Annotated in this window: 17 protein-coding genes; 6 read left to right on the forward strand and 11 right to left on the reverse strand. The window is 35.2% G+C overall.

From position 1 onward, the window contains the following. Positions 1-5 precede the first annotated feature (5 nt). Positions 6-1,097: an acyltransferase family protein gene (locus LVD51_RS04060; protein WP_236969913.1), complete on the forward strand. Its 1,092-nt coding sequence runs from the start codon at positions 6-8 to the stop codon at positions 1,095-1,097. Positions 1,098-1,156: 59 nt separating this feature from the next. Beyond that, positions 1,157-1,765, forward strand: a complete 609-nt coding sequence (locus LVD51_RS04065; protein ID WP_236969914.1) for a tetratricopeptide repeat protein — start codon at positions 1,157-1,159, stop codon at positions 1,763-1,765. 2 nt (positions 1,766-1,767) lie between these two features. On the opposite strand, the gene LVD51_RS04070 is transcribed toward LVD51_RS04065, so the two are convergent. Then, on the reverse strand, positions 1,768-2,073 hold the full coding sequence (locus tag LVD51_RS04070) for a Rho-binding antiterminator (RefSeq protein WP_236969915.1): 306 nt from the start codon (positions 2,071-2,073) through the stop codon (positions 1,768-1,770). 13 nt (positions 2,074-2,086) lie between these two features. Between LVD51_RS04070 and LVD51_RS04075 the strand changes: the two genes are divergently transcribed. Further along, entirely contained in the window at positions 2,087-2,932 is an 846-nt protein-coding gene (locus LVD51_RS04075; protein WP_236969916.1) for an ion transporter, read from the forward strand. Here LVD51_RS04075 and LVD51_RS04080 read toward each other — a convergent pair. The 6 genes from LVD51_RS04080 to LVD51_RS04105 all read right to left on the reverse strand — a co-directional run bounded on the left by LVD51_RS04080 (position 2,924) and on the right by LVD51_RS04105 (position 8,888). Continuing rightward, positions 2,924-3,880: a D-alanine--D-alanine ligase family protein gene (locus LVD51_RS04080; RefSeq protein WP_236969917.1), complete on the reverse strand. Its 957-nt coding sequence runs from the start codon at positions 3,878-3,880 to the stop codon at positions 2,924-2,926. The genes LVD51_RS04075 and LVD51_RS04080 overlap by 9 nt on opposite strands. Before the next feature lie 62 nt (positions 3,881-3,942). Next, a complete protein-coding gene (locus LVD51_RS04085) occupies positions 3,943-4,368 on the reverse strand; it encodes a DoxX family protein (protein WP_236969918.1) in 426 nt (141 codons plus the stop codon). A gap of 219 nt (positions 4,369-4,587) precedes the next feature. Further along, on the reverse strand, positions 4,588-6,150 hold the full coding sequence (locus LVD51_RS04090; RefSeq protein ID WP_236969919.1) for an NAD(P)/FAD-dependent oxidoreductase: 1,563 nt from the start codon (positions 6,148-6,150) through the stop codon (positions 4,588-4,590). 51 nt (positions 6,151-6,201) lie between these two features. Then, complete coding sequence (locus tag LVD51_RS04095; RefSeq protein ID WP_236969920.1) at positions 6,202-7,011, reverse strand: universal stress protein; 810 nt, start codon at positions 7,009-7,011, stop codon at positions 6,202-6,204. Between the two features lie 55 nt (positions 7,012-7,066). Next, positions 7,067-7,879 (reverse strand): 3-deoxy-8-phosphooctulonate synthase, encoded by an 813-nt coding sequence (gene kdsA / locus LVD51_RS04100; RefSeq protein ID WP_236969921.1) that lies wholly within the window; start codon positions 7,877-7,879, stop codon positions 7,067-7,069. Between the two features lie 4 nt (positions 7,880-7,883). Next, a complete protein-coding gene (locus tag LVD51_RS04105; RefSeq protein ID WP_236969922.1) occupies positions 7,884-8,888 on the reverse strand; it encodes a hypothetical protein in 1,005 nt (334 codons plus the stop codon). A gap of 67 nt (positions 8,889-8,955) precedes the next feature. Between LVD51_RS04105 and hemL the strand changes: the two genes are divergently transcribed. Next, on the forward strand, positions 8,956-10,254 hold the full coding sequence (hemL, locus tag LVD51_RS04110; protein ID WP_236969923.1) for a glutamate-1-semialdehyde 2,1-aminomutase: 1,299 nt from the start codon (positions 8,956-8,958) through the stop codon (positions 10,252-10,254). Positions 10,255-11,073: 819 nt separating this feature from the next. Then, positions 11,074-11,529, forward strand: a complete 456-nt coding sequence (locus tag LVD51_RS04115; protein ID WP_236969924.1) for a MarR family winged helix-turn-helix transcriptional regulator — start codon at positions 11,074-11,076, stop codon at positions 11,527-11,529. A gap of 71 nt (positions 11,530-11,600) precedes the next feature. On the opposite strand, the gene LVD51_RS04120 is transcribed toward LVD51_RS04115, so the two are convergent. From LVD51_RS04120 to rpe, 4 genes are all read right to left on the reverse strand, one after another. Beyond that, positions 11,601-12,995: a hypothetical protein gene (locus tag LVD51_RS04120; RefSeq protein WP_236969925.1), complete on the reverse strand. Its 1,395-nt coding sequence runs from the start codon at positions 12,993-12,995 to the stop codon at positions 11,601-11,603. Between the two features lie 95 nt (positions 12,996-13,090). Beyond that, positions 13,091-13,603, reverse strand: a complete 513-nt coding sequence (gene rpsP, locus LVD51_RS20115) for a 30S ribosomal protein S16 (RefSeq protein ID WP_317207894.1) — start codon at positions 13,601-13,603, stop codon at positions 13,091-13,093. Between the two features lie 105 nt (positions 13,604-13,708). Further along, on the reverse strand, positions 13,709-16,237 hold the full coding sequence (locus tag LVD51_RS04130) for a TonB-dependent receptor (protein WP_236969926.1): 2,529 nt from the start codon (positions 16,235-16,237) through the stop codon (positions 13,709-13,711). Beyond that, positions 16,227-16,907 carry a ribulose-phosphate 3-epimerase gene (gene rpe, locus LVD51_RS04135; protein ID WP_236969927.1) on the reverse strand — a complete coding sequence of 227 codons (681 nt, stop codon included), beginning with the start codon at positions 16,905-16,907 and terminating at the stop codon, positions 16,227-16,229. The genes LVD51_RS04130 and rpe overlap by 11 nt, the downstream gene beginning before the upstream one ends. Before the next feature lie 640 nt (positions 16,908-17,547). On the opposite strand from rpe, the gene LVD51_RS04140 reads away from it, so the two are divergent. After that, positions 17,548-18,525 (forward strand): hypothetical protein, encoded by a 978-nt coding sequence (locus LVD51_RS04140; protein WP_236969928.1) that lies wholly within the window; start codon positions 17,548-17,550, stop codon positions 18,523-18,525. Positions 18,526-18,847: the final 322 nt, after the last annotated feature.

An 18,847-nucleotide genomic window follows, 5' to 3' on the forward strand; every position in this document is an offset into this window, starting at 1 on the left:
AAAAAATGGAAAAAGCAAAGCGATATTTAGCCCTAGATGTATTTAGAGGACTGACCATTGCCCTTATGATATTGGTCAATACCCCAGGCACCTGGTCCCATGTTTATAGCCCTCTTAGACACGCCGAATGGCATGGTTGTACTCCCACAGACTTAGTATTTCCTTTTTTTATATTTATCGTTGGTGCATCAATTTATTTTTCACTTAGAAAATATGGTGACCATTTCAACAGTGGGGTTCGTCAGAGAATTTTCAAAAGATTTTTCCTTATTTTTTTAATTGGCTTGGCTCTAAATTACTTCCCATTTTACAACAAATCAATTGAAAACCTCAGAATCTATGGTGTACTTCAACGCATAGCTTTTGCTTACTTATTGGCCTCTCTACTGGCCATGTTTATCAAGAATAAAATTCATTTGGCATGGACGGCTATTGCGGTGCTCATCGGGTATTATTTTATATTAATTATAGCAGGACCAGACCAAGCTTTCACTCTAGAAAACAATTTAGTTCGGGCTTTTGATTTGGCAACCATAGGAGAATCTCACATGTACAAAGGTTTTGGTATCCCCTTTGATCCCGAGGGATTATTAGGTGCCATCCCTGCTTCTATTACGGCGATCTTGGGTTATTTGTTTGCCTATTATTTATCCACTACTAAAAACCTCAAATTATCATACCTCTTTATTGTGGGGACAACAGCCATCATCATCAGCTTATTATTCAATGGCATAATGCCCATTAACAAACCGCTATGGACCAGTACATATGTATTATTTGCTGGAGGTATAGCCATACTGATATTATCTGTTCTTATATATTTAATTGATATTAAAAAATGGACGAATTGGACATTTCCTTTTCGTGTTTTTGGGACCAATGCCTTATTTGCCTACATTATCTCCGTATTATGGGTTAAAATTTTAATAATTATAAAAATCGGTGATCTATCCGGTTATGGATGGCTATATCATCAAGTCTTTAAACCGATAGCAGGTCCATTGCACGGGTCATTCTTATTTGCCATAACCCATGTTTTCTTCTTTTGGCTGATAACCTTGGTACTTTATAGAAGAAATATTATTATAAAAGTCTAACTTTATAAAAATTCACTGGAATTGATTTTATTTGCAGTAATTTCTAAAGATAATAAACTATGTTCTCAATAAATATCTATCTAAAGCTAGCTATTATAGCTGTTTGTTTTATCGGTGGCGCAATCCTCACTAGTATATATGGTTTCTGGTATGCTTTCCCATTTTTTCTAATTGGCTTAGTCCTCTTTATATCCTATGTGTTGTTGGGGACGGTTCAATCGGCTGCACAATTGATGCAGTCCATGGATATGGAAGCTGCTGACAAGCGCCTTAAAATGATTCTAAAACCAGAATGGTTGTACTCTGCCAACAGAGCTTACTACTATATGCTCAAGGGTACTATAGCTCAAAATGACAAAAAAATGGAAGAGGCCGAACATTTCTTACAGCTGGCAAAAGCGACAAAACTACCCTCGGACAACGAAAGAGCCATGGTCAATATTCAATTGGCTAATATGCAGGCAAATAGAGGTAACTGGACCTTGGCAAAACAATTTTATAGAGAAATTAAAGACCTTCGCATCACTGAACCACAAATCAAAGAACAAGTAGATCAGTTTGGTAAAGCTCTAAAAAATTCCGGGAACATTAAAGCTGCACAAAGTGGGAAACACACAGGTGCGATAATGAATCAAAGTAGAAAACGTCGCCGTCCGAGAATGAGATAAACCTATTTTTCAGTATAACTGGGATTAATGATTCCGTTTAGACTGATGATATGATCGCATCGCAATGTAGTATTATTGGATAATATAATATATTCAACCTTGTCTTTAACTAAGGTATCCAAAATTACGGCATCAATAGATTCTGAATCTCCATTCGTCCTTTCAAAATGAATAGAAATCTTCTGTTTCCTACTGGCAAATATTTCTATAAAATCATAAAAACTACAATTGATTGGAATATAGTCCATATCTTTCATTACATTGGTTGTAGTATATATAAAGAAAAAATTTAAAAATTTGTTTTTCATCTATTAGGATAAAATGTCTGAGCAGGAAAAAAACAGCCAAAAAACTAAATTTCAAAGTTTTCAAGAGAAAACCCATGAAATAATATTTGAAGCTGATACTTACTATGGAAAACTATTTGACGTTGTCCTATTAATTATGATCCTTTCAAGTGTATTGGTGGTCATGATGGATAGTGTTCCCCGTTTACACGACAAATACGGCATTATACTTTATCGGATAGAATGGTTTTTTACCATTTTATTTTCCGTTGAGTACATCATGAGGTTATTGGCGGTTCACAAACCCATTCACTATGCAAGATCATTCTTTGGCATAGTGGACATTCTCTCTGTTCTCCCCACCTTCCTATCCTTGTTTATAACAGGAACTCAAGTATTGGTGGTTATTCGCGCACTGAGATTGATGCGTATTTTTAGAATTATGGGATTGTATCGATTTGTCAATGACAGTTCAAAAATATTATCTGCCCTTAGGTCTAGTTCTCGAAAAATAATAGTTTTCCTAACCTTCATTCTATTAGTTGTTACCATATTGGGCACAATGCTATATTTATTGGAATCTTCGATTAACGAGGGTTTCAACAGCATACCGAAGAGTGTATACTGGGCTATAGTTACTGTCACTACGGTTGGATATGGAGACATTGCTCCTGTTACCGGTACGGGACAATTTTTGGCTGCCTTGGCCATGATTTTAGGTTATGCTGTAATTGCAGTACCTACCGGAATTATCTCTACAGAAATGTTTAGAGAGAACAAAAATTTAAAACAATCACAGACTTCCTGTCCCAATTGCGGTTGTGAAGGACATTATAGATCAGCCGTCCACTGTTATAAATGTGGTAGTCCTCTACATTAATTTACTGGCCATTATTTTTTCCAATAAGGTAGTGATTGACCAACCATAGGCTATTGATTGTTGTGGTATCATCGATGCTTTTGACATACCTGGTATAGTATTTACTTCGAGAAAATAAAACTCTCCTTTACTGTGAATGAAATCAACACGGCAAACACCAGTACAGCCCATTAAATGATATATAGTAGAACTTAACTCTTGAATTTTTTGGGTATCGGATACAGACAGACGAGCTGGTGTAATTTCTTCACTTGCACCTAAATATTTGGCCTCATAATCAAAAAATTCCTTTGTGGGACGGATTTCGGTCACTGGTAAAGTATGAGTTTGCTGATCGACATATATAACACCTGCAGAATATTCAACTCCATCTATAAACTCCTCTACCAAAGCTTCATCATCCACTTCAAATACCTTGGCAAGAGCATTATCCAAGTCTGACAAATCACTGATTTTGGTCACGGCTACACTAGAACCATTGTTATTGGGTTTTACGAATAGTGGAAGGCCTAATTCTGCTACTTCGGCACGGGGAATATCCATACTTCGACCTATTAAAACTGACCTAGCCATTGGAATACCCCTGCCCGATAAAAATTGTTTACACACATGTTTATTAAATGTAAGGGCGCTACATAAAACTCCTGCTGTACTATAGGGGATATTCATCCAATCAAAATACCCCTGTAATTTTCCATTCTCTGCTGGTCTTCCATGAATAATAATAAAGGCAAAATCAAAAAATTCTTTATTACCATCTATATTTAGTGAAAAATCATTGAGATCTATTCTTTGTCCACTTTCTCTATGTATAAATGATTTAGTCTCCATTTCTATAAGTCGGAAACTGTGTTTATTCTTATCGAGATGATCTACAATTAATTGAGCACTATTTAACGAAACCTCTCTTTCCTCCGAAGGTCCACCAGCAATAACAGCTATATGCATCCTATATATTATAATTTATTAAAATGTATAAATGTAGAAAATTTTCTAAATAAACTTGTGATTTATCTATACTTTCTCGGCACTCTTGTGGTGGCAAAAAGTCGTTTGATGCTATATCGCCCACTTCCACGTCCTATCAACAACATTAATCCACCTATAATAGCTAGATTCTGCATAAAATCAATGGCGTCTTTGCGCTGCAATTCTACAGGTTCATTCCACCAACTGTGTACAATAAATGTAATGGGCAAATAATAAATTAGCAATAATATAGCAGCAATAGTTACCCTATAACCGGTTAACAACATTAATCCCCCAACAATGAGCAAGGTTATCGCTCCAAATAGTAAGAAATCCTGTGACCAATTAATACCGTATTCCGTCATGGTTTCCTTAGTTCGATCAAAGTAATAAATCGAGTCGTAGGCTTCGTAAAGAAACATTATCGACACAAAAATTCTACCTAACAAATCAACAATATCTTTCATTCATATTTTTTTTACCCAGGAAGTAAACCCTATTTAAATCATCATTTATTACACTATTCATTATGGACAATGCAATATTTTCTAATGTTTGAAAACAATACTTTTCTCTTTCTTTTCAAATAAATCATCCTATTTATTGATTGGATTAAACCATTTACCCATAAGATAACTTTTTATTTGCACATTCTGTATTGAGATAAAAAGCACACAAATATAGTTTTATTTGTCAAAGTATTGCATCATACCATGCACCACTCTTTCGCCGTCCAATGCTGCTGATATGATCCCTCCAGCATATCCAGCACCTTCACCACAAGGATATAAGGTTGGATATTGAGGATGATTACAAAATTTATTATTTCTTACTATCCGAACAGGAGCACTGGTTCGACTCTCCACCCCTACGATATTGGCATTTTCCGTAATATAGCCTGGCATTTTTCTCCCAAATGCTTTAAAGCCTTCTTGCAATCCAGTCTGTATATTTTCAGGCAGCATCTCATGTAGTGGCGCTGTTATTAAACCAGGAATATAAGAAGTAGGATTGAGGGTGGTAGAAACTTTCCTATTTACAAAATCTGACAAGCGCTGAGCGGGAGCAGCTAGGCTACCATCACCGAACTCAAACATGTCTCGTTCTACCTTCTTTTGAAACTCTAATGAAGAAAACAATCCATAGTGGCCAAAATCTTTCATCTTACTGGGGTCTACCGTAACTACAATACCTGAATTGGCATAGGGTGAATCCCTTCTCGACAATGACATCCCATTGACTACTATTTCTCCTGGAGAGGTAGCTGCAGGTACTATTAGCCCACCTGGACACATGCAAAAAGAGAACGAACTATGTGTGTTACTCGTATGTTTCAAGGAATAGCTGGCAGGGGGTAATATAGTTGAAGGCTGGTTTTGATGATATTGGGATTGATTCACGAATTGTTGATCGTGCTCAGCCCGAACGCCTAAAGCAAATGGCTTTGCCTCCATTGCTAAGTTCTTGCGATCCAATAATCGATAAATATCCCGAGCGCTATGACCGGTAGCTAAAATAGCGGATTTAACATGAATAGAGAAACCGTTCCCAAAGGTCAATTTCAGTGAATCCCTTGATACTTGGTCCAAATCTTCTAATTTATGATCAAAAAAATACCTTCCTCCACAATCTTCAATCGAAGTTCTGATATTTTTAATCACCTGAGGCAATTTATTCGAACCAATATGTGGATGGGCATCGATCAAAATATCTTCCTGGGCACCATGGGCTACCAATATCTTTAAGACGCGATTGAGATCTCCCCTCTTCGTAGATCTAGTATAGAGCTTGCCATCTGAATAGGTTCCAGCACCACCTTCTCCATAACAATAGTTAGATTCTGTATTGACAATGGATTCCTGCTGTATGGCTCTGAGATCCCGTCTTCGAGCCTGAACATCTTTCCCCCTGTCAAATATCAATGGCTTATATCCATTTTCAATCAATCGCAAGGCGGCAAAAATTCCTGCCGGTCCAGCACCTATTACAGCAATTTCACGCGACTGACTAACGTCTTGAGCTTTAAACTCATTATGACAATTTAACTCTACTAAGGCTTCTTCGGTTGAATATTCATACCGCAATTGATAAACCACCTTCTTTTGTCTGGCATCGATTGAACGTTTTATCAAACGAAAATACAATGCAACATCAGTTGAAATGGATTGCTTTTGTCTAATTAATCGACCGATATATTCCCGATCTGAAATAAATTCCGGTGCTAATCGTATATCTATGATTTCTGACATTCACTCTTTCTTTAATGCAAATATACAATGAATGCAGATAGGACAACGATATTATTCATGTAAAACTAAAAGTGGAACCAAGGTGTTTTTTTCAACTGTTTTGGTAATGGAATGATGAAATAACCTTTTAAAAAACGTCCTCTTCCGATCGACGACTACCAATAGATCGGCGTCCACTTTACGCACACAATCTTCCAGTCCTTGACTAATTTCTGGTGCATCATATTGAATAAATGCTGTCATCCTGTCTCCGAGTATAGATTTCAATTCATCTTCAGAAACCTTAGCTTGAATATCATCGAGTTCGCCGACATGGACAACGGTTAGATCAGCATCGGTTCGATCCAGTAATCGAATCAGGGGTTTGAGGCATTCCTGGGACAGCGATTTGAGATCGGATCCGTATACTATATTTTTAAATTTTTTATATTTTCTACCCTGAGGAACAACAATGAGTGGAATATCTGTATTTTTTAATACTTGTTGGGTATTGCTACCTATTAAAAACATATTCACCTCCCTTCGGCCACTAGTAGCCAAAACAATAAAATCCGGATTGATTTCTTCATTGTACCGTATTACATCCATCACAGACCCAATACCGGTAATCGTAGATACAATACTGTGGTTGAATGACACTTTAGCTTCTAAATTGGATTTTTCTTTTGCCAAATTTTGTTCCACTTCGTTCTTTAGAGTTTCCAAAACCGATGACACCATAATTTCATTGGGCTGATAGGGAACATCATAAGCATGTAATAAAACATAGTGAATCGCTTCACTGGCAAACATATCCACAACGTATTGTGTTGCATTATGAGCTTTTGCAGAGAAATTAGTGGGAATTAATACTGTACGCATAGATAAAATTTCCTTATTTTTAATAGTGTTAATATACAAATATTAAACTGATATATCAACTTATTGCCTGCCTGATTTTTGATAATTTCTCTAGCAATTTCTCCAATTGATTTAAGGGCAGCATATTGGCTGCATCGGATTTGGCCACTGAGGGATTGGGGTGAGTTTCTATAAACAATCCATCGACGCCAACGGCCACGGCAGCGCAAGCCATAGTATCGATAAATTGAGCGGCACCACCGGTTACACCAGAAGTTTGATTGGGTTTTTGATTGGAATGTGTACAGTCCATTACCACGGGTAAACCTATTTGTTGCATAATGGGTATAGATCGAAAATCAACGACTAAATCATGGTATCCAAAAGAATTACCTCTTTCGGTAAGCCAGATTTTATCATGGCCTACTTCTTTCAATTTTTCCACGGCGTGAATCATTGATTCTGGTGCTAAAAATTGACCTTTCTTTATATTGATGGTTTTACCAGTAGCTGCTGCTGCCAATAAAAGATCGGTTTGTCGACACAGAAAAGCAGGTATTTGAAGAACGTCGACGTAGTCCGCAGCCATACTTGCATCTGATACGGTGTGAATGTCGGTCAAAACAGGCATCTTCCATTTATTCTTTACAGCACGTAAAATTTCCAAGCCTGGAATATCTCCAATTCCTGTAAATGAATGAATACTACTTCGATTAGCTTTTTTAAAAGAGGATTTAAAAACAATGGGGATATTAAATACAGTCGACAGATGAGAAAGATGATCTGCCACTTCAAAACAAACTTCCTCGCTTTCCACCGCGCAGGGACCAGCTATAAGAAAAAAGTTCTTTGAATTTGAAATCTGTCTTAAAACTTCAGTAAAATCCATTTTATTAATTATTATACAACCAAGCCCCAGCCTCTATATTTTTTTGAATATCTTCCTCTTCAGAATCATTCCCACAAGATATTTTAGCTCCGACCAGAGTCAAATTATTTTCTTTGAATACAACGGATTCATATTGAAATTGATTTAATTTGGCCACCATTGTTTTTACATTATCATCATTGGCAAATGCTCCGACGATCATGGTACAAGGTTTTTCTTCATTCGCTACAACACTTCTATCGGTAGATAAGGTTTCAAGATCTGATTGATTAGTTATTATAGTATTAGATTGGTCAACCTTTTTATTCTCCATATTTACTTGAGTAAAATCAGCAGCAGTATCGGAGTAAAAATTATTTATCTCCTTATCATAACTATAATTTTCCGGTGCTATATTGACTATTCTCAAGGATAAATCCTTATTCGATACAAACGCTTGAATAATGGGTACACGCCAAAAATAAATTGAAATTCCAAACAAGACAACAAATACACTCCACAAAACTGTAGATGAACTTATTTTGTTTTTGCTGGGCTGTGAAGGTCTAACAAAAGCAATATTTTCTTCTCGCTCAAATGGCAATTGGGGAAGAACTTCTTTTTTATATTCTGTTTTGACTTCAGGAAGATAGGTATAAAAATTTACGGGATACTCAATAAATTTTATCCCTTTATCATTGACAAAGTAGCCAAATTCTCCAAACACAAAAGGAGATTCCTCGATATTGTCCAACCATTGATTTTGCCATTCAATAATTTGAGTTTCCGCTTCGATATCAGAGCATGAAAACAATGCTTTTACTTTATGTAATAAATAAGAATCAACAGGGGCATGAATATTTTTTCGAAAATATACCTGCTTTTTTGGAGGGATGATTACCGATTCAGTATCCGAATAATATGCATTTAGAAAATTATGTTTTAAAATACCCAGTCCCGACAGACTCATTCTTTGATTTTCCTCAAATACAATAATAGCTAAACCTGTAATTCTCTTCTGTAACTCCATAAAATATTTTATAAGATAAGGGTTTTTTCTTGTTGTTAGAAATTTATCTTTGCAAGAAAAAGATAAAATGGGATTAAATAAACAAAAATCGGCAGAATTATTTGAAGCAGCAAAAAAAATGTTTCCTGGAGGAGTGCATAGTCCGGTTAGAGCCTTTAAATCAGTATATGGTCCACCATTATTTATTGACAGAGGCGAATCCTGTTATTTATACGATGTAGATGGCAATGAATTTATTGATTTTTGTAATAGTTGGGGGCCGTTAATCTTGGGACATAAACACCAAAGGGTTATTGAAGCTGTAAAGAAGGCCATTGACAAAGGATTGACCTTCGGTGCTCCCAATGCCATATCCAACCAATTGGGAGAAATCATACTTAGCAATCACCGATTTATAGATAAGATTCGATTTGTTAGTTCAGGTACAGAGGCCGTTATGTCGGCAATTCGTTTGGCCAGAGGATACACGGGTAAGGACAAGATAATAAAATTCGAAGGTTGTTATCACGGTCACGTAGATTCTTTAATGGTTCAAGCTGGTTCGGGATTGGCTACCTTTGGCACTTCGACATCAGCGGGCATCCCAGAATCCTTTATTAAGGAAACCCTAGTTCTTCCTTTAGGAGACTTAAATGTAGTGGAAGAAACCCTACAAAAAGTAGGCGACAGTGTAGCAGCAATTATAATAGAACCCATTCCCGCCAACAATGGCTTACTTTTGCAAGACATAGAATATCATCGCGGATTACGAGACTTATGTCATCGATATGGTGTATTATTAATCTGGGACGAAGTTATTTCCGGATTTAGAGTTGGTTTTGAAGGTGCCGCTGGTCTATATAACATCCAACCCGATATTATTACATTTGGCAAAATCATAGGTGGAGGAATGCCTGTAGGTGCATATGCTGCTTCATCTGAAATAATGAAGTGTGTGGCACCAGACGGCCCTGTATATCAAGCCGGAACCTTATCCGCCAATCCAATTAGTATGGCTGCAGGCTTAGCGACATTACAGACCTGCTTAGAGGATGGATTCTATACGACCTTAGAAGACAAGAAAAATTTACTCATAGATACCATAACACAAGAAATTCAAAGTACTGATATAGATATTCACTTTCAATCTATTGGGTCAATATTTTGGTTAACTTTTTCTAACACTAGAATTTTTAGAGCTGATCAAATTGATTCTTCCTCCATGGATCTATACAAGGAGTTACACCGGTTTTTACTGGATAACGGTATTTATTGGGGACCATCTGGTTATGAAGTAGGGTTTATATCCTCCGCACATACAGAAGACATTCTCATCAAAGCTGGTAAAATTATCGGAGCTGGTATTAAAGAAATAAGCAATAAGTAGTAGGGAAACAGTAAAATTCCAGCAGTCTTACAGTAAAAAATAAAAATTTAAAAATATCTTCAATTAACCCAATTAATTATAAACATAATTAATTAATAAGGATATTGATTTGGAATAATAATTAATTATTTCACTAGTCATTTGATTATCCATAATTGAATAGTTTGAGGCTCTGATCCAATATAATATAATACACACACTAGTCAACGACCAAGACAGTTTTACTTTAGAATAAAATCAAATTCAAGCCATAATTACAGAACAAATTTAAAAACCCCATATAAGTCGATACAAAATCACGCAAACGACCAAGTATTTACATTATAAAAAAAATATTGGTAGATAAATTGCCATGACTATTAAATTTGCATAATTCATAGAATTTAATTATTTTGAGATGCAGCCATTGCAAGGTTTTTGACGGCAAAATCCATTTTTCGAAATAAAATATAATTTTAATTTATAAAAACATAGTGACCAAATTCAACTTTTTCAGTCAAAAGACTATATTAATTTAACGCTATTCCCCCCAATAGATCCAAAGTATCATACTTTAAAATAACGAGACAAAAATTTAGAACTAAATATTTCATAAAAAAAAGTAAATATTTATACTATAATAAATACTTTACACCCAAATTAGCAAGTTAAATTAAACAATATTCCTACGTGAAAGATCAAATTGTCATAAAAGCTCCCCCATTTAAAACAACAATGAGTTATGCATACTCATTGTTTTCTTGTTACAGCCCCTACAAATTTAATTGTAAACATTATTAATTAAATTTTGTATTATTCACATTGAAATTATACCGAATCATGAGAAAAATTGAAGATGAAATCCAACAAAGCCACTTTTCTAGCCCGGAGCAAAAAGCTCATATAAATATTGTTTATACGGCTTACTACCTTAGTAGTAGATTAGAAAAAAAGATGAAAAAATACGATATTAATCTAGCACAATTTAATATCCTAAGAATTGTCAAGGGGCAAAATGGCAACCCTATAAGTATAAAAGATACTCAGAATAGAATGATTCACAAGATGGCCAATACATCGAGAATTGTACATACCTTAGTGGAGAAAGAATTGATACATCGGGAAATCTCTCAGACCGACAAGAGAGAAGTATGGATAACCATGACGTCTAAAGGAGAATTTATTCTACTTCAGATTAATGAAATTCTAGATAGGTTTCTATTGAGCCAATTTTCCCACATAACGAAAGAAGAGATAGAGACGCTTAATACCATTTTAGATAAGATTCGATACTAAAAAATAAACCCCATTCTAATATAGAATGGGGCCAATATTTTATCTCAATTATCAATTCATTGATATCCCACTTATAGGGAGGTGGGTTTCTTTCGCTTTCTTGTTTTAAATATTTCCAACACTTCTTTTTCTGACATATTAAAGGAAGCTTGAAATTGGTGAACTACGAATTTTTTGATCTCTTGATAATCTTTACCTCTTTTATCAGTATAGAGTTTTAGACATTTTTGAAGATAAGTATAGCAACTGTCTTTTAGGTTTTGGCTAAACAATTGATTGTCGAACAAATAAATGTAGATTGACATTAGTTTGCTTAACTCAAAATATTCTGGATAGCTACTCGGCAAGAGAGTTTTGAGTTCTTCATGAAAATAATTGTAGATAGACAATCGAATAGATTCATTGAAGTCAGATAAGCCCTCGTGACTGTTGTAAGCCAATTTTACCTGTTCAATACTTTCTTCTCCAGCCAAACCATTGTCATTAATCACACTCATCACATAGTAAAAGGCCAGCATATCATCCTTTATTTGATCGGACAACAGCTGATATACTTTTCCATAAGATTCGGGACTGACTTTAATATCGCTTTTCAATAGACGCTCAATAAAACTAAAATGATATTCCAAATAAGACGCTTCATCATTTTTTCTAATATCATTGACTACCTTACTCAAACGCAGGTTTTGCTTATCGTCAAATTTAACAAAATGCATACATAGACCGAGAATATCACTGTATTCTTGATTGCCTTGAACATTCTTGTCTTCAATAAGCAAAATTAAATCTTCGAGGATAGAAGCATTGTCGAGATCTTTTTGGATTCTAAATTTTAGAAAATTAATAAACTGACCATAGCTTGCCTTTAGTTCAATTTCATTTTCTGGAAAATCAACGGTATAGAAATTATGTTCATCAAACTGTCTTTTATACTTATTATAAGCTATTGAACGATCGTTTTCTAACCACAATTTTTGCGATTTCATACTTCGCAAATAGTTGACGACTCGTTTATTGCTAATTTCATTGATAAATGCCGTTGTCCAAATATCACTGTTGAGAGCAAAACCCATTTGAACAGTCTGTCCTATTCTATTTTTTATGTAGTCAAAGTGAACTGAATCACAGATGGTACTCAACACTCTTTTGAATTGTTCTTGAGGTCGAATATATTTTACATGTTCCGTCAATCCTCCTCTCAAAACAGTATACCCCAAAATTCTAGGTAAAAATAATCCTTCAAATCCTTCATCTAACAATTCTATTTCTAAAGAAACCAATTGCAGAGGTTGATCGGAAGCAACATCGTTGTATAAATCTTGAATCTGGGGTTCAAAGATGTCGGCCAAGATTTTATAATCAGATTCTTCCTCTGATTCCAAATAGGTTTCTAACTCTTTGGATTCCTGTACTAAAGTCTTTAATTGATTCAACCTTTCCAAGTATGATGATTCCAATGGTTTCATGTGATTGCTTTTGTTGTGTTATAAATACCAATGAACCCACTCAAAAAGAGTAGGTTCCATTGACAAAAGATACTATTTTTTTATGAAAATGAGGTCTATTCTTCCTCTTCAGTTGATTCGGTATTTTCAGCACTTTCCTCTACTGCTTCTTCACTTTCTTCTACTACCTCTTCGGCTTCCTCAGCAACTGGTTTTTCAGGTGCAACACCAAATATAGAAATCAAACGATCTCTTTTCTCTTGGGCGGTTTGCTCAAATCTGATAGCGACTTTATCTTCTTTGGCTGCTACAAAATCATTCCACATTTCATTGGCTTTCTCTTCTGTAAAAGCACCCTTTTTAACCCCTCTCATAAGGTGTTTTTTGTACAAAACTCCTTTAAACTTCAAGATGGCCTTAACCGTATCCGTAGGTTGTGCCCCTTTATTAAGCCAGTCAAATGCCTTATCCCGATCCAAATCAATGGTAGCTGGTTTGGTCATGGGGTTATAAGAACCGATTTTCTCAATAAATTTTCCATCTCTTGGTGCTCTTGCATCAGCAATCACGATGTGATAAAAAGGTCTCTTGTTTCTACCCTTTCTCTGTAATCTAATTTTTACAGCCATTTAAATATATAATTATAATTAAAAATACCTATTTACTTCGACGCTGCGAACAATAGGTGTTAACGCGCGCAAAGATAACACAATTTTCCTTTATATTTAAGCCTTTTAAAACTCAAATCTTAATTTTAAATTTACCCTCCTCGATGTCAACCGATTCTTGACTGGGTATTGTACATTATTAATTGCTTTTATCCATGTAATGGAGGCATCATTTTCTACTTGAAGCAAATTGAATACTTCAATGCTCATCCATGCATCATTAAAAAATCTAAATGGATTATTGGGCTTCTCATTTATCCATTCTTTATTCCACATTCGAACCGAAAAACCGGTATCTACCCTGTAATAAGGCTTATATCGAAATGGATTCCGCAGTATCATATTGTCTTGTGGAGTACCAAATGGCAGCCCACTACCGAAATTTAGACTTAAATGAAGTTTAAAATTCTCATTGTTGGGTAAATAATCTTGGAAAAATATAGAAGCCGACACCAATTGATCGGTAGGACGAGGTACATATTCACTATCTACTATATTTCCATTACCCTCTTTTAAATCTTGATGCTGGACACCATCCCATTTTTCCAAAACTTTGAGAAAAGAAAAATTTATCCAACTCTCAGCCCCAGGTACCAATTCACCATTTAACCTAAAATCAATTCCCGCTACATGTCCTGTAGCCAAATTGTCGCCGAAATATCTAATTCTTACATTGTCCACTTCATAAGGAATAAGATCCCAGAGTTTTTTATAATAAATTTCAGAAGTAAAATTCATGGCCGCATCCATCTTCTTCCACGTAAAATCTTTGGAATACCCCAAGACTACATGGAGGGATTTTTGAGATTTAATATCGGGATTTATCTCTCCCTCCATATTCCTCAACTCTCGGTAAAAAGGGGGCTGGTAATACAGTCCAGATGCCAATCTCCACACAGTATTTCTACCACTTTTTAAAGGGTGATACTCTATCTGGAACCGCGGAGAAATATTCCACTCTTTGTTATACGACCAATAACTGGAGCGCAGACCTCCTTCAAAAGTCCATTGATACTTTTGATTTTCTCTCAGTGTATAGGTATCCATAATATAGGCCTCCATCCGATAGGATTCCAATTCGTGATTCAATTTATAGACTTCATCCAGTAATACCTCATCGTCGTTAAATGGCAATGAATAACCTGCTGAATCCAAGCGCTCCCATTCATTGAGACGATCCTCAATCTTTTCGTATTGAGATTTAAGTCCCCACTGTAAGAAATGTGATGCACTCCCTTGTTTATTTTGACGTACTACCTTTTCTTGTCCGCCTTTGAGGGCTATATTGGACACATTGGACAACAAGAAATTTCTGGCATAACTGTGTTGAATTCCATCACCGATAGTAGCTACAATTTCTCCTTGATTTTCTGCACCAATAGAAGTTTCGATTTGATTTAATTGGTAGGTACTAATAATATCAAAGTTTTCCGACTCTCCAGATTGGTAGGCCGACATTAAAAGTTTTACAAAAAAAGGATCAGTCTTTCTGTCCGGTAAATAGGTAAGCGACAAGCCAGCCATGGTTGTTTCAAAAACGTCTTTTTCACTTCCCTCAAATTCGGAATCCAAACGCAGGGTATAATCAATTAAACCAAAAGCCGTAGATCTAGAAACCGGAGTAAAATCGTAATTAGCCCGATTGTAATTGATCAACAATCCAGCTTGTATATCTTCACTTATATCATAGGTAAAATAACCTTGAACATCATAGTATTTTGGCAGATACTCCCCTTTTACATCTAGCGTATTGAGCAAATATGAAGTGGATTTATAACGTCCACCCAATAAATATCTAAATTTCTTATAATTGGATTTCCCCAGCTGAACTGATCCTTCAGCATGAGCTGTAGCACCGAGTAAACTGATTTCTGCACTGTAGGCCGATGAATCTGGCCGTTTGTAATTGATATCCAATACAGAACTCATCTTATCACCATATTTTGCCGCAAACCCACCAGAAGAAAAAGAAATATCTCTAACCATATCGGGATTGGGAAATGACAATCCTTCTTGCTGTCCACTTCGTACCAATTGAGGTCTATATATCTGAAATCCATTTACATAGACCAAATTTTCATCGTAATTACCTCCACGCACATTGTATTGCGAACTCAATTCACCACCAGTTCCTCCACTTACTCCCATAGCTATATGAGGTAAAATAGTCTCTAAATTCCCTGATACTGACGGAAGTAGTTTAATTTCCGACATATCTTCTATGATCATGCCTGGCTGATTGGACACAGAACTTTGAATCACTACATCTAATTCTGAAATTGAAGGAACAATTTCTATATTAATATTTAAATGAACATCCTCTTTGGCATGAGTTATCGGTATTTCTACTATCTTAAACCCCAGTCTTTGTGCCATTAACACCGTGTCTTGTGTAGACAAAAATTGCAAGACATAATTTCCAGAGGAATTGGATTCTATAGCCTTTGTACTTCCTTTTAAATACACCAATACATTAGACACTTTTTCCTTGGTACTTCCGTCTATTATCAATCCGTCTACGGTTACCTGACCTTGAGACCACAAAGTCGATGTAATACTACAAAAACAGAAAATAAGTAAATATTTAAACTTCATATCTAGGTATGTTGCCAATGGCTTTGAGTGATTGTATAACAGATTCGGGATCAGAAGCTTTAAAAACTGCGGATCCGGCCACCAAAACATCGGCACCTGCGGCCATGATTTTTTCGGCATTCTGCAAACCCACACCTCCATCTACTTCGATAAGTGCTTTAGAATTTCTACTCTCCAGCATTTCTTTGAGCTGACGAATCTTATATAGAGTCTCAAAAATAAATTTTTGTCCCCCAAATCCTGGATTCACCGACATAATCAAAACCAAGTCCAAATCATCAACCACGTGTTCTAAAACTTGTATAGGGGTATGTGGATTCAAGGCCACCCCAGCCTTAATCCCCAACTGATGTATTTGTTGGATATTTCGATGCAAGTGTTTACAAGCCTCAGCATGTACGGTGATGTATTCTGCACCTGCCTTTTGGAAATCTGCAACATATTTCTCTGGTTCTTCAATCATTAAATGAACATCTAATACCTTATTACACAATGGTGATACAGCCTCAACCATCATCATTCCAAAAGAAATATTGGGAACAAATCGACCATCCATTATATCTAGGTGCAACCAGTCTGCTTCACTCCTATTAATCATATCCATTTCGGACTTCAAATCTGTAAAATCTGCTGCGAGCAAGGATGGTGCAACAATTGGATTTTTTTTCATATCAATTATTTGTTAATACATTAACTGTATAATCAAGAGATAAATTGAAAAGACGAAGATAATTTTTTACCCTTGTCCAATCACACTTTTAGAAATATTTTAAAAATTCTTATTCACTCCATCAATGTAATCCCCCTTCTGACTCAAGTCCTATAGTCACATATTATGGTGCTTAAGGATTTTGACTTTTTTGAACTCAAATATAAATTCAATAAAAATTATTCAGATTTACATGAGTTGAAATTCCATTATTCATACAACAACGAAGCGAAATTTAACAAATACATAACAACTTAGCAATTCCTAATTGTACATGAATCAACACATAGGTTTATATTTAATCACTATTTAGCACAACATATCAACAAAATTGAAGTATATTAAAAATTATACTATAATGAATTATCAATTGCATGAAATTATCTAAGAACTCTATGTAGAACTGTACTCAGGATAAAACACCGGTCAGCACCATAAAAAACTGAGTATAGCTATAGAATTACACTGACTTGTAAACCTTATATAACTGACTATTGAGAAATAATTCAACTAAAAATAAAGATCAATATTTAACAAAATAATTTAATAATATAAAATTTTCTACGATAACAGGTCGTTAACATTTAAAATTAAAGAAAATATGACAACAGAAAAATCTTCAAAAAATATCGCGATATTTAGTGTTATAGCGATCATTTTATTATTGATTTCCGCATACCTATTTTATCAAAATGCTCAATTAAAAAAGGAAGTAATGGGTATGCAAAATGAGTATACAATGTTGGAAGATGTGAATCGTGAACTCGACTCACAATACATGGAAGCTGAACAGCAACTCTTGAATTTAAAAGGCGATAATGCATTGCTCAATCAACGTATCGATGAACAAATTGAGGAATTGGCCCGACAAAAGAATGAAATTAGCTCATTAATTAGTAGAAATAAAGATTACCAATCTGCCAAAACAGAGATTTCTGAGTTAAAAGCTACATTAGAACAATATGTTGAAGAAATAACAGAGTTGAAAAATCAGAACGAATTACTTGGTGAAGAAAATCAATTCTTAAAGAATACCGCTTCTGAACTAAACGAGGAAATAGAGAGAACACAGTTTGAAAACAAAATTCTTTCTTCAGAAAAAGCAGAATTAGCTGAAGCCAAACAAAAGCTTACCTCGGCCAACACCGAATTGAGCAAAACCGTAAGTAAAGCTTCCATAATTCCGGTTTCAGACCTCGATGTCAAAGGGTATATGAGTAAAGAAGGTGGAAAGGATGTGAGAAGAAGAAGAGCGAGTAATGTGGACAAACTAGAAATTTGTTTTACGGCCAATGTCAATGAGATTGCGAAAGAAGGTAAAGAGACATTTTATATCAGAATCATAAGTCCACAAGGTGAAACCATCTCTGTTGAAGATGCTGGGTCGGGAACTATGACATTAACAGATACCGACAGCAAATTGCAATACAGTCTTCAAAGAACGATCGATTACAAAAGCAACAGTAGTGACGAGTGTTTTCAATGGGCACCAGAAATACCTTTCACAGAAGGTAGCTACGTAGTAGAAGTATACAACAAAGGCTTTTTAAGTGCCAGTGAAACTTTTAAATTGAGATAATTAGCTGTCTTTTTAAAAGACAAATCCATTATCACTTGATCAACAGATAAAACGAGACGGAGGTTATCCCATAATAAAGGTAACCTCCTCTTTTATTTTGAATAATAAAGCAATGGATATCAGATTAATAAACTTTCATTTCTTTACCATTATACAGGTAATTAAATAGATTTAGAGACGTTTCAAAGCAAGGTGGTGAAAATATCGGTTCTAGATAAATAATATTATCGCCGATTAGGTCAAGTTTTCTATGAAAGATTAATCCATCTATTAGGCCTGGGCCTACATTGATAATTTGACAATTTTAAGTAAATTAGAAAAT

This window comes from Membranihabitans marinus (assembly GCF_021729155.1).
GTDB lineage: Bacteria > Bacteroidota > Bacteroidia > Chitinophagales > Saprospiraceae > Membranihabitans > Membranihabitans marinus.